Origin of the sequence: Aeromicrobium sp. Leaf350 (assembly GCF_916858655.1) — a bacterium.
Classification (GTDB): Bacteria; Actinomycetota; Actinomycetes; order Propionibacteriales; family Nocardioidaceae; genus Aeromicrobium.
Map to the genome: position 1 here is coordinate 1,414,288 of NZ_CAKASL010000001.1, position 24,618 is coordinate 1,438,905.

Sequence of the window (24,618 nt, forward strand, 5' to 3'; positions counted from 1 at the left end):
TCAGTCCTTCTGCTCGAGGGTGCGCCAGCCCGCGTCGAGGCTGCGCTGAGAATCAGGCCAGGTCGACGGGGCCACGGCCGGTGTGGGGCCGGCGGCGATCTCCCACCGGGTGCCGTCCCACTGCATCCGTTCGCAGTGGCCGAACCCGAAACGGGTCTCCTTGGCCAGCGAGATCTGCACGTCGAACAGGACGCATGCCAGGACCCAGTCGTCGCCGTCGGTGCCCTTGATCTGGCCGGCGACCGGGAGGGCGCTGGTCTCGATCGTGGGGTCGCCGTTGGTGGTTCCGGCTGAGGCGTGGAACGCCTGGATCGACTGAGCGATCGGCCACGAGAGGTAGTCCGCCTTGGGGTCGGACCAGCTCTCGAAGACGAAGCGCGCGGCTTCGGTGTCCATGGTGGGAAGCGCCGCGGTGACGATCGAGGTCAGCTGGGCCACCGCCCCCTCCGGGGTGTGGGGGTAGCCGGTGGGCACATCGGCGGTGCCGGTGCCGGTGGCCCCGGGCATCGTCAACGTCTTGGCCGGCTCGAGCGAGGGCGCGGCCGGGCGAAGGTCGGCCTCGGTGATCTCGAGCATCGGCGCCGTCGCCACGGCGTCGCGGTAGCCCTCCCCGCGGACCCCATCGGGTCCGGCCGGGAACTCCTCGGCAAGCTCGGCGACGTCAGGTGAGTCGGGCTCGGTCGCCGAGGCCACGATGCGCACCGTGGCGTATCCCAGGCCGAGCACCAGGAGCAGAGCCAGCGCCACGGCGCCGGCGAGGAGGGTGCGCAGTCTCTGACGCGACCAAGGCTCGATCACCGCCGCCGACGCGTAACTCTTGCTTCGCTTGGCGAACATGGTTCACACGCAGCCGTCGCCGAGGATCGCCTGCAGCATGCCGGGAACGATCAGCAGGGCGATCGCGCTGATCATGACCACCACGACGGAGATGACGCCGACCTTGGAGGCGTGCGCCATCGCGAACATGCGGCCGCCGACGACCGCGCCGATTCCGACGAGCGCGGCGACGCCCATCATGATGATGACGCCCCACATGACGTAGCCCTGCACCTGGTCGACGTGGACCTGGGCACCTGGCGGAGCGATGGGGCATACCTGCGTCACGAGCTGGCTGCCGAGAGACTTAACGGACATGAGAGTTTCCTTCCGGAGGGTGAGTAACAGCGGTGAGAACCGACTTCGCCGCCCGCAGGACTGCGGGGGGTAGGGGGGCGCGATCGAGGCCGGAGATCGCGAGGTGGCGGTCGTACGGGATCGTGTGGAGCCGCCCGCTGTGAACCAGTTGGGTCACTGCTCCGGTCGCGGCGGTGGTGACGGCCTTGGGCCACTTCTTGCGGTCGGGTCCAACGACGACCACGTGTACGTCGTCGTCGTCGCGGCCGCACACGCCGAGCGCGGTGTCCAGGGCGCGCATGCCGGGCGCCGTGGCCGACGTGGTCAAGAGCAGCGGGTGCGAAGTGAGTGCGTCGCAGATCCACGAGCTCGTCGACAGGATGCGGGTCAGGTCCCAACCGGCGTCGACGACGGTCAACGCACGCTCGGTCGGTGCCGGCGCGGGGACGTCCTGGGGACGTTCGTAGGAGTTGGTCGTGCGCTCGATGAGCACCTGGTCGCGGTGGCCCTGGCGCCAGCCGGTCTCGAGTACGCCGAGCTCAGCGGTGGTGGCGTCAGCCAGTCCGGTGGTGTGCATCGGTCCGGCCTCGACTAGGCGCACTTCGATGCCGGCGGCTTCGGCGATCGCCGTGGCGGCGACGGTGGCGCCCACCCGCGCTCCGGCGCCGGCGACAACCAGGACGGCTTCGGTGGGGTCCCATGCCTCGGCCACCGCGGTGCGGGTCCGCTGACCGGGGAAGCCCGTTCGGTACTCACCCGCCTCGAGCGCGGCCGCGGCTCGGCGGACCTCGTCGACGGAGTACGCCATCAGAGACCGCCACCCATCGCGCGGCTGCGGCGAACGATCTCGCTGCGCAGTGCCGGAGCACCCAGTCGGGACAGTTGAGCCTTCGCGGCGCGCGCCGCTTTGAGCCGGCTGAGTGCGCCGTCGAGGTCAGCTAGGGCGGGTCCCTCTTGCGCTGCCGTATCGAACAGCGCGTCGATCTCGTCGTGATCGCTCGACATTGTCATCACCTCGCAGCGCAGGGCCACGGCCTCGGATTCGGTGATCACGCTGCGGCCAACCCATCGGGTGCGCTGGCAACGAAACTGGTCAGCTGCCGGAGGCAGCGTTGAAGCCGCCTGCGGACGGTGACCTCGTGGACGCCGAGCCGATTTGCGACGACTGTGGCTGCGGCTCGACTGCCGAGTCCGCAAGCTTCGCGACGTGCTGGCGCTCCGTGGGTGCATTCGAGTTCATCGGTCGCAAGAGCGATGTCCAGCAGCAGCTCGGTATCGGCTGGCGTAATGACGCCCGCCTCGGTGGCGTCGGCCAGCAAATCCAGGAGCTCATTTGCGGCGGCGAGTGGTGACGTCTGGGTCTTCTCGACCGCGACCTCCCACGCCGTCCACTGCGGGGCCCACGGGATCGCGGCCGCCCAGGCACGGTCGGCACGCCGACATCCCTCGCCGAAGCCGAGCTCTGCCTGGACCTTGCGGCGGACGACACGCAGAACGCTTGGCGCAATCGGGGCTGGTTTCTCCCACTGAACTTCACGACAGGCGACCCAGAGCGCACTTGCGGTAAGCCCGTCGACTTTGTCCGCCGGTGCCGGCGACGTGGATTGGCGCGCGATCGACGTTGCTCCGGGGATGAGTAGCCAGGCGAGGATGGTGGCGGCCGTCGGTTCATCGTGACCCCGTGGGGAGCCGAGTCGGGCGAGGGCTCGAAGCACGTCGTCCGTCCGGGGATCTCGAGTCCACGACCAGGCGCCGAGCTCGTAGAGCTCGACACCGATGTCGAGTCCAGGCTCCAATCGGATCCAGTCGTGCCAGCGATCGCGGGCTTCACGAAGGGCCGGGGTCGCATTCGATTCGACTCCCAGGATGGTGGCGATGTTCATGTCGGTTCCTTCCTTGCTGCGGGTAGCAAGGAAGGAACCGTGAGGACGTCACCTCTTTCGCACCCCCCACGCCTCGAAAACGAGGGGGTACGTAGGGGGTACGTTCACGTTTGTGCAGGTCAGGGCACGTACCCCCGAAAGTTGAAAAAACTTCCCGGTAGCTCTTCCCCGGGGGCTTAAAACGCCCCTGCGAGACGACAGATCAGATCGCGCGACGCAGCAGGGCTGGGTGGTCCTGCAGGACAGCGGCGGTCCGGGCGGGCAGTTCAGTGGGGGCGTCGCCGTCGTCGCTGCGGTTGCAGATCTGCTCACGGACGAGCCGGACAGCCTCGTCGGTGTGGCCCTCGGCCTCGAGCACCGCCGCCAGGTCCAGGCGCGACATCTCCTCGTCGGGGGCGGCCAGTAGAGCGATGCTGACGACCGTCCGAGCCGACGCGGTGTCGCCTCGGGTGAGCATCTCGATGACGACCATGTGAGCGACGTCGGCGATCGCGCAGATCGCGTGCTGGTCGAGCCGGACACCCCCGTGCATCCACCCCCATCCGGTCGGGCGGAGCTTGTCGAACGGTTGACCACTGACCAGGCCGAGGGCCTTCACGAGGTCGTCGACACCGTCGGGTCCACGGCTCTCGCCACGGGTGCGCAGGCGGCGGAACAGCTCGAGGTCGATCAACGCGTCGACGACCTGGTAGACGCCGGCGCCTCGGTACGCGGCGGCCGGAGCCTCGCGCGCATCTGGGAGGTACTTCGCCCCGGTCTGCGGGTCGGTGCCGAGCCAGTCGCGCAGGCGGCCGATGTCGGTGCGGGTGCGCGCCGGGGTGATGTCGAATGCCTCCGCGACCTCGTCGGTCGTGGCGCCATAGGGACGCGTGGCGAGGTAAGCGAACATCTCGGTGTAGAACGGCCGGCGCTTGTCCAAGGGCGCTCCGGCGGTCTTCGCCGACACCGACCCAAGCAGACTCAACCGGGGTCGCACCACGGTGTCGGAGTTCCACTCCGCCAGGTCCTCGTCGAGTCCTGGGTCGGCGTCAGCGACCTGGTCGCGCGTACGCAGAGACACCTTCGGTGCCAGTCGGCTCAGGTCGTCCTCGGTGGTCGTGGCCGCCGACCAGTACGTCTCGTCCGGCTCGGGAAGGATTGACTCCGACAATTCGATCGCGGCCGCCGAACGGTCGATGCGGTGCTCATCGCGCAGGGCACCGGTGGTGGTCATGAGGTCGGCCCACGGGTCGTCGCCCTCGAGCTCGGGGGCGGGCTCGTCGACCGTGACCTCTCCGTGCGTCAACAAGGTGGCGCACCCACCGGCCTCGGCAGGGGTCAGACCGACACCGTCCAGACGCAGGTTCACCGCAGGCACCGTGAGACGACCGAACGCGTCGACGCGGACCTCCATGCCCTGATCGGCGTGCTCGGCGGTCACCAACAGCGAGCTTCCGGTGCGGCCGCGCTGCGACTCCAGGAGGCCGGCGAACTGGTCGAGCTCGTCGACGTCGGCCGGACCACCGACGATCACTAGCCGTGAAGGCCACGTGTCGGGATCGGTGCCCGCCGCACGCGCCGCCGAGGCGTCGCGGTCGCCGGAGGCGTCGAGGCGGGTGGCGGTGTTGACCGCCGTGGCGACGGCCTCGGCCGCGGCGCGGGCGTAGTCGTCGTGGCAGCTGATCCGCTCGGGGTTGATCGGTGCCAGCTCGCCGGCGATACCCAGCAGGTCCAACGCGGTGTGGCGCGACCAGGGGTTGCACGCGATCTCAGCGGCGACGTAACGGGCGAAGTCCTGTACCTTCTGCGGGTCGCCGGTGACGGTGACCGCCTGGCCCTCAAGGTTCAGCAGCCAGATCCCGTCGTCGGTGTCGGTGCCGATGGTCACCAGCAGCGGCCACGGGGACGGGTCGTCGAGCGGGTCAGGTCCGATCGAATCCAGGTCGGCCGACCGGTCGAGGATCCAGAGCAGGGAGTCCTCCGAGGTCGCCCAAGGCTGCGGCGCCTCGGCCGGAGTGCGCAGGTGCAGGGCGATGTCGGCGGGGGTGATCTCCACGGCCGCGATGTCGGGGGTCTGCTGGTTCGCGGCGCGCAGGTGGGCGGCGGTGCGGCGCAGAACCTGGTCGACCAGCACGATCAGGTCGACTGGTTCGGCCCCGGCCGTCGCGATCGAACGTTCAGCCTCCCGCGCGATCGCGGTGGGCATGGCCAGCACGAGACCAGGTCTGCGTGAGCGGTGCTGGGTGCTGCGTCGCTGGCGCAGCGCCAGTAGAAGTCCACCGGCGAGCAGCGCACCTCCACACGCCATTGACGGCCAGACCCAACCGGGCAGGGAGCTGTCGTCGGCCGCGTCGGCCTCGGTCGAGACCGTGTCCAGCTCGCCGTGGTCGGCCGGGGTCGGATTGGTGGTCTGGGGGGCGGGAGGCGGTGGCGCCGGGCTGCTCGGGACGGTTCCCTGCGATCCCGTCATGACGCCGGGGGCCGCGAGGACCTCCGGAACGGCCTCCAGCGCAGCCTCGTCCGGCACGACCACCTCGGGCGCCGGAGCCGGTTCCGGTTCGGGGGCGGACGACGAGTCCAGCTCCGGAGCGGGAGCAGGCGCCGGGTCGGGGGCAGACGCCGGTGCGGGCGCGGGCTGAGGGGTCTGGACTTCGGAGGGAGCGTCGGGAATGTCGAGGACCTGACCGGGGTAGATCAGATTCGGGTCGGTCAGCGCGATGGGCTGCTCCAGGTGCTTGGACGCCTCGAAGATCTCCGGGTATCGGCCTGGGTCACCGAGCTCGTCGGCGGCGATCTGCGACAGAGTGTCACCGGCCTGCACCGTGTAGTCGACGGCTGCAGTTGCCGGTGCCGTGGTGGGTGCATGCGAAGCGGCGGTGCTGGGCAGCTGGAGGACCCATCCGGGGCGCAGGAGGCTGGCGGAGGCGAACGTCGAGCCGTCGACCATCGTCAGACCGTCGTTGAGCTGGGCGATCTCGGTCCACCGCTCGGCATCGCCGAGGTGTGTCTGCGCCAGGGCCCAGAGCGTGTCCCCACGTTCGACGACGACCTCAACGGTCGCCGGAGCCGGGTCGACCGCGGGCGTCTCGGTCCCCGCTTCGGGTGTTGCTTCGGCTGCCGGCGTGACGGCCTCGGGTGTCTGCGACGGAGACCGCGTCGGTACTGGTGCGGTGTTGGCCTGCACGGGCGACGGCAGCAGCGGAACGCTGACGAACGCGGCGACGACCAGGCCGATCATGGTGCGGGCGAACAGGGTCTGGACGCCGAACGCGCCGGGTGTGCGGTTCAGCTGGTGCGACTTCGCGGCGGCCACGATCTCGAGCGCGATGCACCAGCAGGTCTGCAGCCAGAACGCCCACACGATCAGGGAGAGCAACTGGATTAACACGGCGTCGGTCAGCTGCATCCCGAGGCTGAGGTCGTCGGGGATCGGTGATCCCACGAACGCCACAAGCAGCAGCGGTGTGCCGATGATGATGGCGCCGAGCAGCATCAGTGCGCCGAGAGCCTTGATCCACTTCATGGTCGTCTCCTAGAGGCCGTCGGCATCGATCGACTCGGCCGTCCCCGTGCCTGAAATCGAGATCGACGTCAGGCCGGCCAGCGCAAGGATGTTGGTGTTGGTCTGACCCTTGAGGGTCACGCTCACGCGGCCACCGGTGATCGTGATGGTCGCCGGCGGGGCGCCGACCGAGCGCAGGTAGGCGTCCGCTGCAGCGCGCGCCCGGGCCGGGTCAACAGAAGGGCGGCCGCCGTCGCGTAGCGAGTCTTGGTTGAGGGCGTCGGCGCCGACGCGGGCGGCCTGCTCGGCCTGGTTGGTAAGCGTGCGGCGGTCGCCCAGCGCCGCGCCGCCGTCGACGACCAGACCCGCGGCGGCGAGCATGGCCACGGTCATCAGCACGATGAAGAGCGCTGTGGTCCCGCGCTCGTCGCGGGGCGTCGTGGGATCGTTCATTTGGACCGGTACTCCTCGATCGGGACCGTCGCGGTGCCGGTGAAGTTCTTGGTCCCGGGCAGTCCGCTGATCGCGACGTCGCTCAGGTCGGCGATGCACGTGACATCGGCACGGACCACGCCTCCGGGCTGGTAGCTCGAGACGTCGACGTTGACGGTCAGCTGGGCACACGACAGGCCACGGTTCTGCAGGGACGCTCGGACGGTCTCCTCGCCGCGGCCGGCCGCCAGGGAGGTGTTGCGTTCCAGCGACGCGGCTCGCGCGGCCTCTCCGGCGAGGTCCTCGACGTCTTGGTGCGCGGACGCGATCCGTCCGAGACCGACGACGAACAGGAAGATCGCGAACAGCAGCGGGGTCAGCACGACGAACTCCGCCGTGCTGGCTCCCTCATCTGAGCGGCGCCGGCAGCGGCTCATGGGGTGTCGCTTTCCGGGGGCACGTACCGCTCGACGGGCCCGGTCGAGGTCTCGACGATCTTCGGGCTGATGCCGGGCAGGAAGTTCAGCGCGGTGCCGGTGATCCGGACCGTGACGGTGGTGGCCGTGCGTTCGACTTCCACCGTGCGATCACTCAGCACGTCCGGGCCGAGCGTGTCCATGGCTCGCGTCGCAGACGACTGCCCGGAGCTCTCGGTTCCGTCGTAGGCGGCGGCGGTCGACATGGCTTCCTGGGCGGCGGCCTCGGCGACGTTGCGCGCGTGGAGAACGATCCCCAGCTGAATGATGCCCATGACGAACAGGAACATCGTCGCGGAGATCACGAGCGACGATGCGATGCTGCCCCGATCGTCTCGTTGCTTCACCGTCACGATGGCCCCTCGGTCATGGTTTCGCTGCCCGTCCACCACAAGGCCCTAAAGGGCCTCTCGGTGATCACCCCAGGTCGATTCCGTTTGCCTCGCTCATCAGCTTGGCGGTGATGATGACCCCGACGGCGACCGCGGCAGCAGCCAGCAGTCCCATCCAGATCACCTCGGAGGCGACTCCGCGCTCGTCGTGGCGCATTTTCTCGGGGCTCAGATACGAGAGCATCCAGGCTGCGATCATGCTCAGCTGAGTGTTCATGGGTGACTCCCTTGTTCTTAGATCGCCATCACGGCCGCGACGGCGGGGTATCCGAGGAACAGCAGGAAGCTGAATCCCAGGAAGAGTTGGGCGTTCGTGATCGAGTTCGAGGCGCGTTCGGCTGCACCTTCGGCCTCGGCCAACTGACGGGCGCGGGCGGTGGCCGCGCGGGCGCGCAGGGATTCGCGGACCTTTGCTCCGTCGTCGGCGACGAGGCTCAGCGCGGACCCCAAGTCGCGCAGTTCCGCGACGTCGACGCGCTCGCCTAGCTCGCGCAGTGCCTCCCACGGCGTGGTGCCGGAGTAACGAGCCAGGGCCAAGGCGTCGGCGATCACGTCGAAGGACCAGCCTCGGCCGAGCTGCGAGGCGGCGGGCAGCGCCTCGGGCACGCCGCGACCGCCGGCCAGGGCCATGGAGACCAGGTCGAGGTAGCAGGCCATCGCCCGGCGCAGCTCGTCTCGCCGCACGGCAGCCGCAGTCGCCACCGAGGAGTTGGGAAGCATCGCGAAGCCGACCGCCAAGGCCAGACCCAGCAGCAGCGGAACGGACAGGCCCGTGCTGACCCCGGCCGCGTTGACGACTAGGCCCACCAGCAGCGGCAGGCTCAGACCGAACCCGGCCATCGCGAGCATGGAGACCAGGTGCGCCTCGAGCGGACGGTCCAGCAGGGCCAGGTTCGCGCGGAGCTTCGGCACCGCGAATCCGTTGCGCTCCAGCAGGACGGTCAACCACCGCCCGAGCCGGTCCTTGAACGGCTCCTGGATGTCCTGGTTAGCGGTGATGGTGCTGGGACGGCGCGAGTCGATCGCTGCGACTGCGGCGGCGAGGTCGCGCCGAGGCGGCACCACGGCCCACACCAGGGCGAGCAGTCCCACTCCCCCGGCGGCGCCGACGAGCAATGCGGCGATCATCATCGGCCCGCTCCGGTCTGCTCGAGCACGAGGTCTTCCGGGCGAGCCAGGAACCGCTCCGGCAGATGGATTCGTGAGGAGCGGCGGATCCAGGCGAACCCGCCGATGAAGCAGCCCAACACCAGGACAAGCATCATCTGCCCGACTGGGCTGTTGTAGGGCTCGAGGTAGTCACGCGCGAGCAGCGACACTCCCCCAGCGAACGCGAGCGTCACGCCGACGATCGTCAGCGAGTCACGTCGCAGCGTCTTGCGGCCTTCCTCGACCCGGGTGCGCATCTCCAGCTCGGAGCGCGCGGTCTCGGCCAGCGCGGTCAGGGTCCTTGTCAGGCCCGAACCTCGCAGGCGGGCGTTCATGATCAGTGCCGCCACGACTAGGTCGACCGAGGGGTCGTCCAAATCCTCGCCGAACGCGGCCAGGGCTTGCGGCACGGGCACGTGGGCGCGCAGGCGTCCGACCAGCCGGTTCAGCTCCGTTGCGATCGCGGGCGGCGCGGCTTCGGCGGAGGCGATGATGGCCTGCTCCAGGCCGACCGCGGCCGCCATGGTGTCGCGCAGCGACTCGGTCCAGATGGCCACCGCCTCCAGGCGTGCCAGGTGTGCGCGACCCTCAGCCTTGCTGCCGAACAACGCCGGCCACATCCAGGTCACCGCGCCGGCCGCCGCGGCGGCGACCGGCCAACGGGCCAGTATCGCAACGACGATCACCGCGACCGCCGACTTCCAGAGCCGGTGGCGAGCTGCGGTCAGGCGGGTGGTCGTGCGCGACGGCAGTGGCGGCGGGGACCAGCCGAGCCATGCCGCCACGGCGAGGGTCACCCCGCCAGCCAGGCCTGCCCCGATCAGGAGTCCGAGGACGCTCATCAGGAACCGTCCCCGTCGTTCCAACCGGTCGCGCGCAGACGTTCGGCACGCTGGACCGGCACGTTGTAGTTCCGCACCGCGTTGCCGTCGGCGTCGGAGGTGAACACCTCGGAGGCGGAGACACCGATCTGCTCGTCGTACCCGTTGACCTCCAGGATCGTCCGGACCCGGCGGACGCCGCCATGGGTGTCTCGGCCGACGAACACGACGAACTCCACCGCGCCGGCGATCATCTCGTGGACGACCTGGCGTGGCAGACCCTCGGCCTGTTGGGCGTAGCTGCTGATGCGGTTGAAGCTCTCGCGGGCGCTGTCGGCGTGGATGGTCGACAGGGAGCCGTCGTTGCCCTGGCTCATCGCGTTGAGCATGGGCACGATCTCGTCGCCGAGGACCTCACCGACGATGACCCGTGACGGGTTCTGACGCAGGGTGCGCTTGACCAGTTGCGCCATGGTGATCCCGCCGGCGCCCTCGGTGTTGGCCGGGCGCGACTCCAGGGCCAGGCAGTTCGGGTGGCGTTCGCGGTCATCGCGCAGGCCGAGCTCGAGCGCCTTCTCGATGGTGATGATGCGTTCGCGTGGGTCGACCTCGGCCGCCATCGCTCGAAGGAGAGTGGTCTTTCCGGCGTTGGTTCCACCAGCGATCACTACGGAGAACCTTGCGGCGACGATCGCGCGCAGGAAGTCGGCAGTCTCGTGGGTCAACGTGCCGAGGCCGACCAGGTCGTCCAGGTCGACCTTCTGGAACCGGTGCCGGCGGATGGAGACCGCAGGGCGTTCCGCGACCGACTGGACCGCCGACAGGCGGCTCCCGTCAGGCAGTGTCAGGTCTAGCTCGGGGTTCGCCGCGTCGAAGGGTCGCGACGACAGGCCGCTGAAGGACGCGAGGGTCTGGATCATCTCGATCAGCTCGGCATCGTTGGCGGCGACCGGTTCCCCGCGTTCGGGGTAGTCCGCGCCCGCACGGCTGATCCAGACCTCGTCGGCCCCGTTGATGTCGATGTTCTCGATCGCGTCCTCATCGAGGAGACGTTGCAGCCGGCCCGCACCGAACATGCGCGCGTAGATGGCCTCGGAAATCTCGTCATCGGCGTCGGCATCCAGCGGTTGAAGCCCTTCGGCCATACGGCTCTCAGCATGACCGCGCAGGACCTCGGCGATCATCTGCCGGGCGAGCTGCTGCTCACTGGCCGGGGAGAGCACCGGCTGGCCGGCCTGGCGGCGTTGCGCCCGCTGGGTCTGCAGCCGGTCTCCGACCTGCTGCTGCAGGCGGGCGACGAGCTCGCTGTCCAGACTCATCAGTGGACCTCCAGTCCTGCGGTCGCGAGCAGGTGTTCGGCGGCCGTACGGGCACCGCGCACCAGCTGAGAGGTGCGGCCACGCCCGGCCGGGGACGCCCCGCTCTGCAAGGCCGTGAGCCCGGGATGATCCAGGGGCAAGTGCGTGGTGGGGGCGACGATGACGCCGGCCTGTGTCAGGACGTCGTCGACGTCGCGGCCGTCCGCGGCCGCGGACCGGCTGGGGCCGACCATCAGCGGGGCCGTTCGCCCGCCGGCAACGGTCACATCCAAGAGGTGCGCTCGGGTGTGCAGGATCGACTCGACCGCGCTGGCCATCACCGGGACCCGCACGTCGGCCGAGACCAGCAGCGGCATCGTGGAGGCGTCGTGGCCGAGTCGGCCGATGTCGGCGATCACGTCAACGTCGGCCGAGGCGGCGGTCACCGCGAGGCGGCGCCACATGTCCCCGATGCCGCGAGCCTGGGCAGGCAGCTGGACACCCGCGACGACCTGCACGCCACAGGCCAGCGGCTGGGACCACTCCTGCAGAGTCGACTCGCGATCGCCACGGGTCGCGGCCGCGAAGCCCAACAGGTTCGGGCTCGAGGCCACCGATCCGCCGGATGCCCCCCGGCACCGGTACGCCAGGTCGCCTCCGGCGGGGTCGGCCTCAAGCAGGATCACCGGTCGCGGCCACACCGCCGCGAGCGCGAGCGCCGTCGACGTCACGCCGGGAGCGCCCTTGGCCGAGTACAGGACAGTCAGCACGTGTCAGTCCCCCGCTGCTGCGGTCTCGACCACGGCCACAAGCCCCGCCGCGGAGTACGCGGCGATCGTGGAGGCGTCGTCCTCGTCGACGACGACCGTGACCAGGACCGTGGCACCTTCGGTGGCCGATCCCTGCACGTCCAGGACCTCAGCCTCGCGGGCGAGGATCTGCGGGGCGTCCAAGGCGGTGCTCGCGCCCAGGTCGACCGTGCCGCTCGGCACCGCGACCACACTGACCAAGTCGCCAGCACCGAGACCGGCCGACGGGGCACGTGCCGCGTCCAGGCTCAATCCGACCGTCGCTCGACCGTCACCGGGGACGGGGTCACTGGTGACCATCGAGTCAGTGACGATCTGCCCGGCGACCATGTCCACCGTCGCCGTGGTGCCCACGACCGTGTCGAGCGCCGAGACCAGGATCGCGCCGTCGACGCCGCCGACAGATTTGCGCTCGAGATCCTTCTCGGTGATGACCTGTCCCTTGGCGACGTCCTCCTTGACAGCGAGGACGTCGGTACGGTCACCGAGCTGCGAGAACAGCACCGCGCCGGCCAGGGCCGACCCGGCGATCATCAGACCGGCGACGGCCAGAAGACCACGCCGCCGAGGCAGCGCCCGAAGACGCCGGTCGTCAATCCGTCGACCCGACAGCACGCCCTCCCGGCTACTCGACGAAGGCGGCGCGGGCGTGCGAGTGCTCATGACTTCCTCTTCTCATCGGGCAAGACGTTGACCGACTGACGCTCCCCCACGACCAAGTTCGCGGTCCCCGCAGGGCCGTCGACCTCACCGAGAGAGCCCGCAGCCGCCAAGCAGTTACCAGCGCACGTCCAGTTGACGCGCCAGGTGATCGCAGCCGAGACCGGCCACGCCCCGTTGGGTTGGAAGTCGCTCACCCGCGTGTACTTGTAGGAGCACGATGTCGTCGATCCAGGCGGCATCTGACCGACCTTCCAGACGCGGCCCGCGTCGTAACAGACCTTCGAGCCCGGGCCCATGTTCCAGGTCACCCAACGCGGTTCGATCGTGACCGTCACCGACGTCGCGCCGGCCGTGACGGTGTTCGTCAGTGGAGCCCACTGCCCCAGTGGCATCCACATCCACGTGTCCAAGCCGACGTAGGACTTCGCCGGCGGCGCCGGAGCCAGCTGCACCGTCGGCGTCGTCAGTTGCACCGCGCCGAAGGCCTGCTGCGCCAGCTCAGCAGGGTCAGGCGGCGCGGCCTCACCGTTGGCCACGTAGATCCATAACTGTGGGTTGTCATCGCACGCGTAGAAACGGCCTGTCTCAGGCGTGCCGCCCGACGTCGCCCATCGCGGGTCGTCGGCAGCAGGCTGATCCATTGCAAACAGGTAGCAGTCGTTTGCCGGAGACCAGCGCGCAGAGCCAGAGGTGCACGGGATGGCCTCGCCCGTCGAGCGAGTGCACTGCGTCGGTCCGCCGGTGCCGGGTGTTCCGCCGCCACCCGGATTCCCGCCGTCACACACCCGCGTCTTCACAGTTCCGGTGTTCGGGTCTACGTAGGTCTCCTGACCGTTCACACATGCCGCCTGCGCCGAGGGAGCCCGCACCAGAACAGAGGTAAAAGTCAGTACCGCGAGAAGCGACAGCCCCAGGCTCAATCGGCAGAGAGATCGCATGACGCCTCCGCGTCGGCAGAGATGCCACTGACCTTCCAATTGCCCGCCGTGTCTCGCTGCAAGCCGACGTACTGCTCGTAACCCCCGACGAGGGGTTGCGGCTGCTCGACACCCCCGATGTAGTCGGTGATCTTGCTCGGGTCGATACACCGGGTGATGGTGACCAAGGCGTAGCTCTCGGGCGTCACGGTCACCTCGGTCGGCGTCGTCGTCGCGTCCCATCCCGGTTCGTACGCCGACGTTCGACCTTCAGCCTCGTTGGCGATCGCCGCGTCCCAAACGGTCCGCCAGCCAGCGTGGTTGTCCTGGAGATACTGCAGCTGTTCTGGCGTCGCCTTACCGACCTCGACGAAGCTCTCGATCTTCGCGTCGTACGCGTGTAGGAAGTCGATCGCCCCGTAAGCGGCGTCGACTTGGTCCTCTGTCAGGCCGTCCTCCCACGAAGGAGCGGGCGTCGAGGTCGAGCCGGACGACGGCGACGATGACAGAGCCCCCTCGTCCTGACAGCCTGCGAGGAGAATAGCCGCAAGAAGCAGCGTTGTGAGACCGCTGAGACGATTGAAGGACCGTCGATTCATACGCACACACCCCCCGGTGCCTGTCTGCGTTGGCTACATGCTTCACCTAGAAGCGCTGACCTTTCAACCCTTAATGCCCAGGTTCAGCCGCTGAGTGATCAGTTTCCTGATTGTGGAAATCGGGATCTGTCCACACGTCACGCCTTCGTGTCGACCAAGTGGGGTCCGATGCGGTGCGCAAATCGCCTACGAGCAAACGATCACCCGATGCCCGGAACTGGGCCGTGAGGGGTGACCACTACTCGTGATGGAGACGAACCATGACAGAACCGATGATCGAACAGCTCCTGTCGCCGGGCTACCTCGCGGAGCATCTGGGAGTCAGCGAAGGACAACTCGCCCAGATGCGATACCTCGGCACCGGGCCCACTTACGTCAAGGTCGGAACGCGCGTTCGGTATGCGCTTGCAGACGTCGAGGAGTGGCTCCGCGGCCACCGCCGTACTCAGACCTCCGGCTGATGCCCAGGCGAACATCCACAAAGCTGAGACTGCGCTACTTGTCCACAGGCGCGCGAGTGGCCCTGATCCGGGAGTGTCTCAATGCATAGCGTCGGCGAGACCGGGCGTTAGCTCTCAGATGCTCTTGGGCACGAGGAGGTATTGCGATGGCGACGATCACCGCGTACGAGACCGGTCACGGCAAGCGCTACCGCGTCAGGTACCGCACGCCTGACAACCGTCAGACCGACCGGAGGGGCTTCCGGACGAAGCGTGAGGCCGAGGAGTTTGCCGCCACGGTGACGGTCTCGAAGCTTCGTGGCGAGTACGTCGACGCGAGCCGGTCAAAGATCACGGTCGCGGAACTTGGCGAGGCCTGGCTTGAGCGAAAGACCACCGTGAAGCCGTCGACTTGGCGCACCCTCGCCAGCGCATGGCACGTGCATGTCGAGCCACGGTGGGGTCTCACGCCGGTGTCGCGCATTGAGTTCACCGCTGTCCAATCGTGGATCACCGAGCTGCACAGGCGTGGTCTTAGCGCGACGACCGTCAAACGAGTGCTCGGTGTCCTCTCAGGGATCCTCGACGACGCGGTCAGGGACCGGCGCATCATGAGCAATCCCTGCCGCGGGATCTCGACTCCGCGCAAGGTCTCGAAGGAGCGTGTCTACCTCACGCACGAGCAACTCCATCGGTTTGCCAACGAGTGCGGCAACCACAAGACCTTCGTGCTGGTGCTCGGCTACTGCGGTCTTCGCTGGGGCGAGGCCATCGGACTTCGAGTGAAGGATGTAGATCTTCAGCGTCGACGCCTGAACATCAACCAGAACGCCGTCGAGATCGGATCGCGTGTCGAGGTCGGCACACCGAAGACTCACGAACGACGATCGGTGCCATTCCCGGCGATGCTGGACGCGAGCATCCGTGAACTGTGCGACGACAAGCACCCGGACGACTACATCTTTACCGGAGCCGAGGGTGGTCTCATGCGACGCACCCGCAGCGACATGGGAAGCGGTGGCTGGTTCGCTGGGGCAGTCCGACGAGCGAAGATCGCTCGAATCACCCCGCACGACCTCCGGCACACTGCAGCGAGCCTCGCGATCTCAGCCAGCGCCAACGTGAAATCAGTCCAACGAATGCTCGGTCACAAGAGCGCCGCGATGACCCTCGACATCTATAGCGGCCTGTTCGACGACGACCTCGACGCGGTCGCGACCGCGCTGGATTCGGCAGGTGCCAAGTACATGCACCCCTGATCCTGAGGCGCTACCCCACGCGACGGTTCAGAGCTCGTTTAGGGACCTGGGCACACGCAGCGAACGACCTACCGATCTCATCTGCTCCAGCAGCGCGAAGCCCACGGGCCTCGTCACAATCGACCCGGCAACCGCATCTCTAACAAGATCGACGGTCTCCCTGGTCGCGATCCGCCTGAATTTTGCGTGCTCAAGCGAGTCTCTATCATCACTAATCCAGACCGCACCACTGAACTCCGAGCGCTCTTCGATGACGAAGCAAGTCTGGGCTTCACCAAGATGCTGGGTTGGACGCCGCGCGCTACCGCCCATCAGTTGACGACGAATGACGTCGATCCGACGGATCTCCTCCGCATCTGAGACTTCGATCGCGTCGCCAAGCCATCCTTCATTGGGGATCGACGCCAGTTGCGGGTGGAATGGCGCGGAGTTGGCCGCTTCAGCCTTTACCGCTTCACACCATCGGCCGTTGCCGTCCAAGACCTGCCGGAGAACGTCCAACCGTTCAACCGCGGCGAAATTGCAGAGGACGGTGTTATCCGGGAATAGGTAGGTCACGTTGATCAGGCAGCGTCGCGTGGATTATCTCCGTCATCGAGCGCGTCCAGCGCAGCTCGAACTTGGTCTACCGGGCGCCTCGCTACGCGGGCAAACATCCGGAGTGATGTCTTTTCGCCCTCATAGGCCGCAAGCGCATCCGCCAATAGCGCTACCGGGGGTCTCGGCGATGAGCTGAAAGCGATCAGTTGCTGGAGGTCCTCGGCTCTTCCGATCGTCCGCGCGCAATCGGCCAAACTCATCGAGCCAAGCGACACGCGCTCGGTGTCCACTATCAACCCAAGGTTCAGGAGTCGCCAGGACAAGCTCGATGGCGAGACCAGTAACTTGAATGCCAACTCCGCAAAGTGCTCGCGCACACCGACGGGCTTCGTTTCAGCGAAACCAGTCAACACGTCCACTGGCATCAAGAAGGAAGCAGCGAAAGCGTTGGCCCTCACCTCCGAGGGTTGCTTCTTGCGCTGCGGATCGAAAATGTTCTCGTCTACGTGGAGACCCTGATCATCCTCCGACAATGCATGGCATAACTCATGCGCCAGCGTAAAACGCTGACGCGCCAGGTTCTCAGAAGCAGCAACTACGATCAGCGCCGATGTCTCGTCACGCCATGTGAGCCCGTCGCAACCGCTTGGAACGTTCTCGATCGCGACGTCTACACCGAAGGCCTGCTCCACAAGTGAGCACAACTGAGCTGTAGATGCCCCCACGTGGGAGTCGCCCTCGTTAAGCAGAGCAAGCGCAAGCTGCGCCATTTGCTCTCCCTGCTCGTACCAGAGACCACTACCTCCGCGGCCGATGTCCGGAACTGCGTGAGCAAAGCCAAGGGTTGAAAGTACTCCGCGAACTTCCGCGAACTCCTCGGCGAGGTCAATGGCAGAAGAAAGACCGACTCCCGAACTCGATCGGGCAGCCAAGGCGGCCCGGCGTTCTTCGAGGCCGAGCAACCAATCGACGGTCGTACCGAAGTGCTCGGCTATCTCCGCCAAGTCCAAGGACGTGAAAGCACGACGCCCGGACAGAGACTTTGAGAGGCGTGTCTCATCAATCGAAAGATGCTTCGCTAGCTCTGTCTGCGACTCAGAGTGATGGTCCAAGAGCGTGCGGACGCGCGCCGGAATTTCAGTGACGTCCATGCTCTAAGCGTATGAGATGCTTGCCAAAATCGCAAGTGTGCGATAAGTCTCCGGTGTTCCGAACTCTCCACATAGCCAGCCGCATGCTGACCGGGCGCCCCTTCGGAGAAATGTGGGCAAAATGTGGGCACGGAGCGCTTGACGATGAACGAGAAGACCCCCGGAACGCTGCAATTGCAGTTGTTTCCGGGGGTCCTCGTCACGCGGTGGCGGTGGGATTTGAACCCACGGTGGGTTTGACCCCACACATCATTTCGAGTGATGCACCTTCGGCCGCTCGGACACGCCACCGCCGAGGATCTTACGTCAGGCGCGCCCTGAGGCCGAAACGGGGTCGATTCGCGGCAAATCTTGCGGATCGTCACAGGATCGCCATAGGAGGGCGCGGTTACCTGGAGGTACCGATGACGAGGAGCCCTGACGTGAACGACGAGACGACACCCCGGTCCGACGAGCAGCTCAGCCCTGTACCGCCGCCCCCGAGCGCTGCCTTCACCCCACCCCCGCCGCCCCCGGCCCCCGCGCCGCCTGCCGCGTCGAACCACCGCCGCGGCCTCGCGATCGCCGCGGTCGGCCTGGGTGCCGCGCTGGTGATCGGCTCCGGCACCGCGGGCCTCGCCTTCGCGATCACGGAGGCGCGTCACGACTCCAGCTCGTCCGTCGCCGCCCCCGGCATCACGAACCTCGTCCCGAGCGACGAGGGCCAGACGCAGAACGCCAGCTCGCCCGCCGCCGACGCGACCGACGAGCAGGAGCAGGGTCTCGTCTACATCAACACCGTCGTCGGCTACGGCGACGGCGGCGGCGCGGGCACCGGCATGATCCTCACCGAGAACGGCACCATCCTCACGAACCACCACGTGATCGAGGGCGCCACCAGCATCGAGGTCGAGGTCGTCAGCACGGGTGACACCTACCAGGCCGACGTCGTCGGCTACGACGACACCGCCGACGTCGCCGTGCTGCAGCTGCAGGACGCCTCCGACCTCACGCCGGTCTCGCTCGACACGAGCCAGGACGTCGCGGTCGGCGACGCGATCACCGCGGTCGGCAACGCCAACGGCGACGGCGGCGCGGCCAGCGCCGCAGCGGGCGTGGTCACCGACCTCGACCAGAGCATCACGGCGCAGTCCAGCTCCGGCGCCGAGGAGCTGACCGGCCTCATCGAGGTCGACGCCGACGTCGTGGGTGGCGACTCCGGCGGCGCGCTCTACGACGAGGACGGCGACGTCGTCGGCATGACGACCGCGGCCTCCTCGGGCCAGGCCGACATCGTCGGTTACGCCGTCCCGATCCGCGACGCCCTGCAGACCGCGAAGCAGATCGTCGGCGGCCTCGAGTCCGACACGATCCACATCGGCGACAGCGCCTTCCTGGGTGTCCAGCTCGATCCCCAGTCGCAGACCCCGCTCGTCGCGGGAACCATCGAGGACACCGCCGCGGCCGAGGCGCAGATCGCCGCCGGCAGCACGATCACCGCGCTCGACGGCACCGCCGTCAACACCCCCGAGGAGCTCTCCGGACTCATCGCCGAGCACGCCCCCGGCGACAGCGTCACCCTGACGTGGGTCGACGGAGCCGGCGCCGAGCACACCGCGACGGTGACGCTCGGGACCGGCCCCGTCGGCTGACGGACCGCGCCCGGGGCTCAGGCCCCGGGTGCGCGGGTGGCCTTCCGGTTCTTCACGACCGCGTCGATCACCGTGCCCACCTCGACCGCGATCGTCACCAGCACGGTGCCGAGGTTGATGCGGTCGAGCACGGTCGGGGTGATGTCGAGCGCCTGGACGAATTCCGGGCTCAGGAGCATGTCGTTGGCCGCGAGGTAGATGAACGGCACAGCCCAGGCGAGCGAGATCAGGATCGTGCCGGCGACGACCGGCCAGGTGAAGCGGCCGATCCGGAACTTCACCACCTCGAAGACCATCGAGACGACCAGGACGCCGATCAGCAGCGGCAGCCAGAACGACCACAGGTCAGGGTCGAGCACCGGCACGTCGTCGCCGCTGGGCCCCTCGACCCACGAGCGGAAGTGCTGGAGCACGAGCACGGCGATCACCAAGCCGGTGAAGAAGACGCCCGCGATCATGTCGGCGAGACCGATCTGCTGGCGACGCGGCACCTCGGGCAGCCGGTCGATGCTCCACCCGGGGATCTTCGCGTCGACGTCGACGCGCTCGAGGATCGCGAAGGCGAGGGTCGTCCAGAACACGACCTGCACCGCGACCTCGAACGCCGTGCCGATGCCGTGCCCGATCACGCTCGCCGGGTCGTCGGTGGAGGCGAGCTGCGCCAAGGCCACGATCACGCCGACGGTGGCCGGGATCCAGATCAGGCCCAGCAGGGTCAGCCGGCGCCAGAGCAGGAAGTAGCGCGGCCCGATCAGGTGCAGGGGCTGGTTGCCGTACTGCGCGGCCAGCGCCGACGGGTCACCCAGCTCGGTGAGCACGTCGCGCTCGGCCTCGGCCGGGTCCTCTCCGGCCTCGACCCGCCCCGCGATCATGTCGTCGATCGTGGCGGTGAGCTCGCGCGAGATGTCGTCCCGCTTCTCCTCGCTCATCCACCGGGTCGTCGCGTGGACGTAGCGGTCGGTCAGGGTGTTCGTCTGGGTCGTGGTCATGAGGCGTTCCCCTCGGTGAGTCGGTTCACGGATGCACGCAGCGCGTCGAGGTCGGCCAGCATCGCCGCCAGCACGCGCTCGCCCTCGGGTCCGGTTCGGTAGATCTTGCGCGGCCGCGACGCCGTGGTGTCCCACTCCGCGGTCAGGAGCTTCTGCTCCTCGAGCCGGCGCAGCAGGGGGTAGAGCGTGTTGGCGTCGACGGCGATCCCGGCGTCGCCCAGCGTCTGCAGCAGGGCGTAGCCGTACCCGGGCTCCCGGAGCGCCGCGAGGCTCGCCATCACGGCCGTGCCGCGACGGAGCTCCTGCAGGTGCCCGGGGAGTACGTCGTCCTTTGTCATGCGTTCGACATTACTGTGTGTCACACACTATTGCAACAGCGACAGATGGCGGATCGAGCGCCAGAACGCCCTCCGCCGCGCAGGCTGAGGGCGTTCTGGGGAGGGCGCTCTGGGCGACAAGCTCGCTCGTGACCACCAACAAAGTCACTCGCGAGAGGTAACAAGGTCTCTCGCGAGCGGTACGTCGGTGGGGGTGGGGCGGTTGCGGGTGCGGGTGCGGTAGGTGAGGGCGGCGGCGAGGAGGGCGAGGAGGAGCAGGCCGGTCCAGGGGATCGCGAGGCCCCGGAAGTCCGCGGTGGTCGCGCCGGGAGCGGTGACCTGGTCCTCGCCCACGACCAGGCCCGCCGCCTCGACCGAGCCCGACAGGTAGAGCGTCGGCCAGGCGTCGAGCTCGACGACACCCGTCGCCGAGTCACCGGGCAGCAGCTCGTCGACCGTCACGAGCTCCTCGGTCGAGCCGAGGCCGAACAGCCCCGAGGCCTCGACCCGAGTGCCCGCGCCGACGCGAGCGTTGCCGGTGTTCTCGATCTCGTAGCGCACCGTCAGCGTCCCCGGCGCGAACGGGATCCACGACGAGCTGTAGTCCGTGTCGGTCACGTCGACCGACAGCGCCGGCTCGATCTCGCCGGCGACCTGCAGGTGCAGGCGCACGCCGACCCGGTGCGTCACGGTGACGTCGTCGCCGCCCGCGCTCAGGGCGACCGCGATGCCGGCCGGGTGGTCGCCCGGGGTCGCGTCAGCCGGCACGTCGATCGTCACCGGCAACACGCGGGTCTCCCCCGCGGCCACCGCCACCGTGCCGCCCTCGGCGAGCCCGCCGATCGTGATCCATCCGCCCGAGTCGGCAGGTTCACCCGTGGCGATGTCGAACGCGCCGTTGTCGCCCAGCAGCCCGTCGCCCGCGACAACGGTGAAGGCCGCCGGCTCGCTGCCGAGGTTGGTGACGGCGATGTGGTCGCTCACGCTCGCGCCGGGATCGACGACGTGCCGCAACGAGATGCGCTCGTCGGGACCCGCGGCCGTCGCGGGTCCGACGCTCCACTCGGTGTCGGCCTGGCTGGGCGCCGCCGTCAGGCCGACGCCCACGAGGGCGAGCAGCAGGGCGACGAGGGTGGAGGTCGTGCGGAGCATGGACGGTCCTTGGTGGGAGGAGTGGGGTGGAACGGAGCGGACGCCGGAGCGGAACCCTGGTGTGGTTCCGCCCCGGCGCCGCGAAGGACTCAGACCTTGTGGGTCAGTCCTTCGGGAACAGCGTCAGCGTGATCTCGCTGCCGTAGCGACCCGCCTCGGCGTCGGCCGGGACCGACAGGTCGAGGTCGGCGTCGACGGTCGTCGTGCCCACGCGGGACAGACGGTCCGACTCGGCCAGCGTGGCCGGAGCCTCGAGCGTGGCGGTGCCGCCGGCAGTCGCGCCGCCCTGCGAGGCGAGCACGCGCGGCAGCCACGACAGCGCGTCGGCGCCGAACGAGCGGTTGCCCGCGACGAACGACGTCGCCGAGCCGGACAGCGTCCATCCCTTGCCCTGCGCCTGCGCCTCGTTGCGCGAGTCGTTGACCAGGACCTCGGGCAGCTTCGCGCTCTGCTCGCTGCCGTCGCCCTCGAACGCGATCGTCGAGCCGGCGCCCGGGAGCGCGAGGCTCAGCTGGCCCGCGGGGGTCAGCGGGATGGTCGCCTCGAGGCCGTAGCCCGCGGTGCTCGCCGACTCGGCGTGACCGATGAGGTCGAAGATCGTCTTGCCCACGTCGGTGTTGTCGAGGTACGCGCCGCGCACCAGGTCCCAGCTCGCCGCGCGGTCCTGGAGGACCTCCGAGCCCGCACCCTTGGCGAAGAACGGCACGATCGCGTTGGTGTGACCACCGGAGTGCCACGAGACGTTCGGCAGCGCGCCGGCGTCACCGGTCAGCGGCGTCCAGCCCGTGCCGGGGCCGGCACCCGGACCGGCGAGGTAGCCGGTCTCGTGGTCGGCCGTGACGATGACGAGCGTCTCGTCCCAGCTGCTGTTCTCCTCGACCCACGTGTTCACGGCCTCGACCGTGTCGTTGAAGCTGACCTGCTCCTCCACGAGACGCGTGGTCTGGTTCGCGTGGCCGGCCCAGTCGACGGCGCCGGCCTCGACCATCAGGAAGAAGCCGTCCTCGTCGGTCTCGAGCACGTTCAGCGCCGCCTTCGCCGCGGTCGGCAGCGAGGGGACGTCGGTGTTGGCCGGGTCGCTGTACGGAGCGACGTCCTTGTTGGCCAGGCCCGGACGGTTGTACTGGAACGTCTCGGCCACGCGGGCGAGGCCGAAGAGCTTTTCGGGCACGTTCTGGCCATTGGCGACCTGCTCGAACTGGTTCTTGCTGTCGATGAACGTGAACGGCGTCTGGCCACCGACGAGGCGGGTGAAGTCGTTCTGCGAGATCCACGAGCCCGAGCCGAAGTGCGACGAGCGCGAGCGGTTGGCGTCGGTGTAGTTCGGGTGGCCGCCGCCGATGATGACGTCGGCGCCGCTGTCGATCATCTCGGTCGCCAGACCGTGGTAGTCGTTGCGGTTGCCGTTGTGGGCGATGAACCCGGCCGGCGTCGCGTGGTTGAAGGGCACGTCGGTCACGAGGCCGACCTTCTTGCCCGCGGCCTGCGCCTGCTCACCGACCGTCAGGAGCCGGTTGCCCTGCGGGTCGAAGCCGATCACGCCGTTGTTGGTCTTGACGCCCGTGCCGAGCGCGGTGGCGGCGGCAGCGGAGTCCGTGGCGCCGGAGCCGACCCAGCCGAAGTCGCTCCAGGCGCTCTCGGTCACGTAGTCCGCGCGGCCGTTGGCCGAGTAGTGCGACAGGCCCACCTGGACGGGGTAGGAGTCGTAGACCTCGGACGGGTTCGCGTCGCTGTGCGTGACAGCGCCGGTGGCCGGGTCGACGGTGACCTGCTGGTAGCTCTGGCCGGTCTCGTAGAGACGCGCGGCGTCGAACTGGTTGTAGCCGGCACCGTCGGAGATCAGGACGATGACGTTCTTGGGTGCCGAGGGGGCGGCGGGCGCCTCCTGGGCGGTGGCGGAGACCAGCGGGGCGACGCCGACGGCGAGCCCGGCGATGCTGGTCAGGACGATCCGGCGGGTGTTCCGCCCGAACGCGCTGTGGTTCATCGGTTCCTCTTCTGTGGGGATGGGCGAACTTCAGACACGGCTCGGGGGAGCTCCCAGACGCACCGGAGGGCGGTGCTCAGACCCCCCGAGCACGCGCCCACGCTGTCGAGCGGAGGGAAAGCAGAACCCCCCGGTCGGCGACCGGGGGGTGAACTACCTGTGGGTACGCATAGAACCCTGGGTTCGACGCGCAACCATCGGCAGCGGCTCTCAGACGGCGGCGGTCAGCGCCTCCACCTCGTCCGCGCTCAGCTCGAGCGCCGCGGCGGCCACGTTGTCCTCGAGGTGGTCGACGCTCTTGGTGCCCGGGATGGGCAGCACGACCGGCGAGCGGTGCAGCAGCCAGGCCAGCGCGAGCTGGGAGGGGCTGGTGCCGTGGTCCTTCGCCAGCTCGGTGAGCGGGCCGTCGCTCGCGGAGAGCTGACCCGTCGCGAGCGGGAACCACGGGATGAACGCGATGCCCTGAGCGGCGCAGTGGTCGAGCAGGTCCTGCGCGTCGCGGTGCGCCAGGTTGTAGAGGTTCTGCACCGAGACGATCTCGGCCGTCTTCTGCGCCTCCTTGAGCTGGTCGACGTCGACCTCGCTGAGGCCGATGTGCCGCACCTTGCCCTCGTCCTGCAGCTCCTTGAACGCGCCGACCTGGTCGGCGATCGGCACCTCGGCGTCGATGCGGTGCAGCTGGATCAGGTCGATGCGCTCCAGGCCGAGGCGGCGCAGGCTCAGCTCGACCTGCTGCTTCAGGTAGGCCGGGCGACCGACCGGGATCCACTCGCCGGGTCCCGTGCGGGTCAGACCGGCCTTCGTCGCGATCACGACGTCGTCGGCGTAGGGGTGCAGGGCCTCCTTGATCAGCTCCTCGGAGACCGTGGGGCCGTAGGAGTCGGCGGTGTCGAACAGGGTCACGCCGAGCTCGGCCGCGCGGCGCAGCACGGCGATCGCCCCGTCGCGGTCCTCCGGCCACCCCCAGACCCCGTCGCCCGTGATCTGCATGGCGCCGTAGCCGAGGCGGTTGACCGTGAGGTCACCACCCAGCGTGAAGGTGCCTGCGGCGGATGCGGTGGGCTGGTTCATGCTCGCTCCTCGAGATTGGGGTACGTCAGGTCCAACGTGCCCGGCGCG

The 24,618-nt window shown here is 68.6% G+C and carries 27 protein-coding genes and 1 tRNA gene; 3 read left to right on the forward strand and 25 right to left on the reverse strand.

The features are described 5' to 3' along the window. The 17 genes from LO931_RS07060 to LO931_RS07140 all read right to left on the reverse strand — a co-directional run bounded on the left by LO931_RS07060 (position 1) and on the right by LO931_RS07140 (position 14,033). Positions 1-837 (reverse strand): hypothetical protein, encoded by an 837-nt coding sequence (locus LO931_RS07060; RefSeq protein ID WP_229052576.1) that lies wholly within the window; start codon positions 835-837, stop codon positions 1-3. A gap of 3 nt (positions 838-840) precedes the next feature. After that, the gene (locus tag LO931_RS07065) at positions 841-1,134 is read right to left on the reverse strand and encodes a hypothetical protein (RefSeq protein ID WP_229052577.1); all 294 of its coding nucleotides are present in this window, start codon (positions 1,132-1,134) and stop codon (positions 841-843) included. Next, positions 1,124-1,921, reverse strand: a complete 798-nt coding sequence (locus LO931_RS07070) for a hypothetical protein (protein WP_229052578.1) — start codon at positions 1,919-1,921, stop codon at positions 1,124-1,126. The genes LO931_RS07065 and LO931_RS07070 overlap by 11 nt, the downstream gene beginning before the upstream one ends. Continuing rightward, on the reverse strand, positions 1,921-2,166 hold the full coding sequence (locus tag LO931_RS07075) for a hypothetical protein (RefSeq protein ID WP_229052579.1): 246 nt from the start codon (positions 2,164-2,166) through the stop codon (positions 1,921-1,923). The genes LO931_RS07070 and LO931_RS07075 overlap by 1 nt, the downstream gene beginning before the upstream one ends. Continuing rightward, positions 2,163-2,996, reverse strand: coding sequence for a hypothetical protein (locus tag LO931_RS07080; RefSeq protein WP_229052580.1), 834 nt, complete (start codon positions 2,994-2,996; stop codon positions 2,163-2,165). Before LO931_RS07080 ends, LO931_RS07075 begins: the two co-directional genes overlap by 4 nt. A gap of 202 nt (positions 2,997-3,198) precedes the next feature. Next, positions 3,199-6,498: a LysM peptidoglycan-binding domain-containing protein gene (locus LO931_RS07085; protein ID WP_229052581.1), complete on the reverse strand. Its 3,300-nt coding sequence runs from the start codon at positions 6,496-6,498 to the stop codon at positions 3,199-3,201. A 9-nt stretch (positions 6,499-6,507) separates the two neighbouring features. Continuing rightward, positions 6,508-6,930 (reverse strand): TadE/TadG family type IV pilus assembly protein, encoded by a 423-nt coding sequence (locus tag LO931_RS07090; protein WP_229052582.1) that lies wholly within the window; start codon positions 6,928-6,930, stop codon positions 6,508-6,510. After that, positions 6,927-7,346: a TadE/TadG family type IV pilus assembly protein gene (locus tag LO931_RS07095; protein ID WP_229052583.1), complete on the reverse strand. Its 420-nt coding sequence runs from the start codon at positions 7,344-7,346 to the stop codon at positions 6,927-6,929. The genes LO931_RS07090 and LO931_RS07095 overlap by 4 nt, the downstream gene beginning before the upstream one ends. Further along, on the reverse strand, positions 7,343-7,738 hold the full coding sequence (locus LO931_RS07100; RefSeq protein ID WP_229052584.1) for a TadE/TadG family type IV pilus assembly protein: 396 nt from the start codon (positions 7,736-7,738) through the stop codon (positions 7,343-7,345). Before LO931_RS07100 ends, LO931_RS07095 begins: the two co-directional genes overlap by 4 nt. 64 nt (positions 7,739-7,802) lie before the next feature. Next, the gene (locus tag LO931_RS07105) at positions 7,803-7,994 is read right to left on the reverse strand and encodes a hypothetical protein (protein WP_229052585.1); all 192 of its coding nucleotides are present in this window, start codon (positions 7,992-7,994) and stop codon (positions 7,803-7,805) included. Between the two features lie 17 nt (positions 7,995-8,011). Continuing rightward, entirely contained in the window at positions 8,012-8,908 is an 897-nt protein-coding gene (locus LO931_RS07110; protein WP_229052586.1) for a type II secretion system F family protein, read from the reverse strand. Next, complete coding sequence (locus LO931_RS07115) at positions 8,905-9,723, reverse strand: type II secretion system F family protein (RefSeq protein WP_229052587.1); 819 nt, start codon at positions 9,721-9,723, stop codon at positions 8,905-8,907. The genes LO931_RS07110 and LO931_RS07115 overlap by 4 nt, the downstream gene beginning before the upstream one ends. A gap of 44 nt (positions 9,724-9,767) precedes the next feature. Continuing rightward, positions 9,768-10,970, reverse strand: a complete 1,203-nt coding sequence (locus LO931_RS07120) for a CpaF family protein (RefSeq protein WP_229052588.1) — start codon at positions 10,968-10,970, stop codon at positions 9,768-9,770. Between the two features lie 95 nt (positions 10,971-11,065). Further along, positions 11,066-11,815, reverse strand: coding sequence for a hypothetical protein (locus tag LO931_RS07125; protein WP_229052589.1), 750 nt, complete (start codon positions 11,813-11,815; stop codon positions 11,066-11,068). Positions 11,816-11,818: 3 nt separating this feature from the next. Beyond that, on the reverse strand, positions 11,819-12,517 hold the full coding sequence (locus tag LO931_RS07130; protein ID WP_229052590.1) for an SAF domain-containing protein: 699 nt from the start codon (positions 12,515-12,517) through the stop codon (positions 11,819-11,821). Beyond that, a complete protein-coding gene (locus LO931_RS07135; RefSeq protein WP_229052591.1) occupies positions 12,514-13,158 on the reverse strand; it encodes a hypothetical protein in 645 nt (214 codons plus the stop codon). Before LO931_RS07135 ends, LO931_RS07130 begins: the two co-directional genes overlap by 4 nt. A gap of 275 nt (positions 13,159-13,433) precedes the next feature. Further along, entirely contained in the window at positions 13,434-14,033 is a 600-nt protein-coding gene (locus LO931_RS07140; RefSeq protein WP_229052592.1) for a hypothetical protein, read from the reverse strand. Positions 14,034-14,293: 260 nt separating this feature from the next. On the opposite strand from LO931_RS07140, the gene LO931_RS07145 reads away from it, so the two are divergent. Together LO931_RS07145 and LO931_RS07150 are read left to right on the forward strand one after the other, a co-directional pair. Further along, the gene (locus tag LO931_RS07145) at positions 14,294-14,494 is read left to right on the forward strand and encodes an AlpA family transcriptional regulator (RefSeq protein WP_229052593.1); all 201 of its coding nucleotides are present in this window, start codon (positions 14,294-14,296) and stop codon (positions 14,492-14,494) included. 146 nt (positions 14,495-14,640) lie between these two features. Continuing rightward, the gene (locus LO931_RS07150) at positions 14,641-15,732 is read left to right on the forward strand and encodes a site-specific integrase (RefSeq protein ID WP_229052594.1); all 1,092 of its coding nucleotides are present in this window, start codon (positions 14,641-14,643) and stop codon (positions 15,730-15,732) included. 27 nt (positions 15,733-15,759) lie between these two features. On the opposite strand, the gene LO931_RS07155 is transcribed toward LO931_RS07150, so the two are convergent. The 3 genes from LO931_RS07155 to LO931_RS07165 all read right to left on the reverse strand — a co-directional run bounded on the left by LO931_RS07155 (position 15,760) and on the right by LO931_RS07165 (position 17,714). After that, positions 15,760-16,290, reverse strand: a complete 531-nt coding sequence (locus LO931_RS07155) for a hypothetical protein (RefSeq protein ID WP_229052595.1) — start codon at positions 16,288-16,290, stop codon at positions 15,760-15,762. Between the two features lie 5 nt (positions 16,291-16,295). Next, on the reverse strand, positions 16,296-17,423 hold the full coding sequence (locus LO931_RS07160) for an ImmA/IrrE family metallo-endopeptidase (protein ID WP_229052596.1): 1,128 nt from the start codon (positions 17,421-17,423) through the stop codon (positions 16,296-16,298). Positions 17,424-17,627: 204 nt separating this feature from the next. Next, positions 17,628-17,714: transfer RNA gene (locus tag LO931_RS07165), tRNA-Ser, on the reverse strand. A gap of 131 nt (positions 17,715-17,845) precedes the next feature. On the opposite strand from LO931_RS07165, the gene LO931_RS07170 reads away from it, so the two are divergent. Continuing rightward, a complete protein-coding gene (locus tag LO931_RS07170; RefSeq protein ID WP_229052597.1) occupies positions 17,846-19,054 on the forward strand; it encodes a S1C family serine protease in 1,209 nt (402 codons plus the stop codon). 17 nt (positions 19,055-19,071) lie between these two features. Here the strand turns inward: LO931_RS07170 and LO931_RS07175 are convergent, their stop codons facing one another. The 5 genes from LO931_RS07175 to LO931_RS07195 all read right to left on the reverse strand — a co-directional run bounded on the left by LO931_RS07175 (position 19,072) and on the right by LO931_RS07195 (position 24,570). Continuing rightward, positions 19,072-20,043 carry a permease prefix domain 1-containing protein gene (locus LO931_RS07175; RefSeq protein WP_229052598.1) on the reverse strand — a complete coding sequence of 324 codons (972 nt, stop codon included), beginning with the start codon at positions 20,041-20,043 and terminating at the stop codon, positions 19,072-19,074. Next, on the reverse strand, positions 20,040-20,381 hold the full coding sequence (locus LO931_RS07180) for a PadR family transcriptional regulator (protein WP_229052599.1): 342 nt from the start codon (positions 20,379-20,381) through the stop codon (positions 20,040-20,042). Before LO931_RS07180 ends, LO931_RS07175 begins: the two co-directional genes overlap by 4 nt. Positions 20,382-20,525: 144 nt before the next feature. Then, positions 20,526-21,512: a DUF916 domain-containing protein gene (locus LO931_RS07185; protein WP_229052600.1), complete on the reverse strand. Its 987-nt coding sequence runs from the start codon at positions 21,510-21,512 to the stop codon at positions 20,526-20,528. Positions 21,513-21,615: 103 nt separating this feature from the next. Beyond that, positions 21,616-23,499 carry an alkaline phosphatase gene (locus LO931_RS07190; RefSeq protein ID WP_229052601.1) on the reverse strand — a complete coding sequence of 628 codons (1,884 nt, stop codon included), beginning with the start codon at positions 23,497-23,499 and terminating at the stop codon, positions 21,616-21,618. A gap of 210 nt (positions 23,500-23,709) precedes the next feature. Continuing rightward, positions 23,710-24,570, reverse strand: coding sequence for an aldo/keto reductase (locus tag LO931_RS07195; RefSeq protein ID WP_229052602.1), 861 nt, complete (start codon positions 24,568-24,570; stop codon positions 23,710-23,712). Positions 24,571-24,618: the final 48 nt, after the last annotated feature.

What these genes read in the sequence shown, in the direction of transcription:
- LO931_RS07060 (WP_229052576.1), bottom strand. Translation starts at nt 837, where the DNA reads ATGTTCGCCAAGCGAAGCAAGAGTTACGCGTCGGCGGCGGTGATCGAG.
- LO931_RS07065 (WP_229052577.1), bottom strand. Translation starts at nt 1,134, where the DNA reads ATGTCCGTTAAGTCTCTCGGCAGCCAGCTCGTGACGCAGGTATGCCCC.
- LO931_RS07070 (WP_229052578.1), bottom strand. Translation starts at nt 1,921, where the DNA reads ATGGCGTACTCCGTCGACGAGGTCCGCCGAGCCGCGGCCGCGCTCGAG.
- LO931_RS07080 (WP_229052580.1), bottom strand. Translation starts at nt 2,996, where the DNA reads ATGAACATCGCCACCATCCTGGGAGTCGAATCGAATGCGACCCCGGCC.
- LO931_RS07085 (WP_229052581.1), bottom strand. Translation starts at nt 6,498, where the DNA reads ATGAAGTGGATCAAGGCTCTCGGCGCACTGATGCTGCTCGGCGCCATC.
- LO931_RS07090 (WP_229052582.1), bottom strand. Translation starts at nt 6,930, where the DNA reads ATGAACGATCCCACGACGCCCCGCGACGAGCGCGGGACCACAGCGCTC.
- LO931_RS07095 (WP_229052583.1), bottom strand. Translation starts at nt 7,346, where the DNA reads ATGAGCCGCTGCCGGCGCCGCTCAGATGAGGGAGCCAGCACGGCGGAG.
- LO931_RS07105 (WP_229052585.1), bottom strand. Translation starts at nt 7,994, where the DNA reads ATGAACACTCAGCTGAGCATGATCGCAGCCTGGATGCTCTCGTATCTG.
- LO931_RS07110 (WP_229052586.1), bottom strand. Translation starts at nt 8,908, where the DNA reads ATGATGATCGCCGCATTGCTCGTCGGCGCCGCCGGGGGAGTGGGACTG.
- LO931_RS07130 (WP_229052590.1), bottom strand. Translation starts at nt 12,517, where the DNA reads ATGAGCACTCGCACGCCCGCGCCGCCTTCGTCGAGTAGCCGGGAGGGC.
- LO931_RS07135 (WP_229052591.1), bottom strand. Translation starts at nt 13,158, where the DNA reads ATGGATCAGCCTGCTGCCGACGACCCGCGATGGGCGACGTCGGGCGGC.
- LO931_RS07140 (WP_229052592.1), bottom strand. Translation starts at nt 14,033, where the DNA reads ATGAATCGACGGTCCTTCAATCGTCTCAGCGGTCTCACAACGCTGCTT.
- LO931_RS07145 (WP_229052593.1), top strand. Translation starts at nt 14,294, where the DNA reads ATGACAGAACCGATGATCGAACAGCTCCTGTCGCCGGGCTACCTCGCG.
- LO931_RS07150 (WP_229052594.1), top strand. Translation starts at nt 14,641, where the DNA reads ATGGCGACGATCACCGCGTACGAGACCGGTCACGGCAAGCGCTACCGC.
- LO931_RS07160 (WP_229052596.1), bottom strand. Translation starts at nt 17,423, where the DNA reads ATGGACGTCACTGAAATTCCGGCGCGCGTCCGCACGCTCTTGGACCAT.
- LO931_RS07175 (WP_229052598.1), bottom strand. Translation starts at nt 20,043, where the DNA reads ATGACCACGACCCAGACGAACACCCTGACCGACCGCTACGTCCACGCG.
- LO931_RS07180 (WP_229052599.1), bottom strand. Translation starts at nt 20,381, where the DNA reads ATGACAAAGGACGACGTACTCCCCGGGCACCTGCAGGAGCTCCGTCGC.
- LO931_RS07185 (WP_229052600.1), bottom strand. Translation starts at nt 21,512, where the DNA reads ATGCTCCGCACGACCTCCACCCTCGTCGCCCTGCTGCTCGCCCTCGTG.
- LO931_RS07190 (WP_229052601.1), bottom strand. Translation starts at nt 23,499, where the DNA reads ATGAACCACAGCGCGTTCGGGCGGAACACCCGCCGGATCGTCCTGACC.
- LO931_RS07195 (WP_229052602.1), bottom strand. Translation starts at nt 24,570, where the DNA reads ATGAACCAGCCCACCGCATCCGCCGCAGGCACCTTCACGCTGGGTGGT.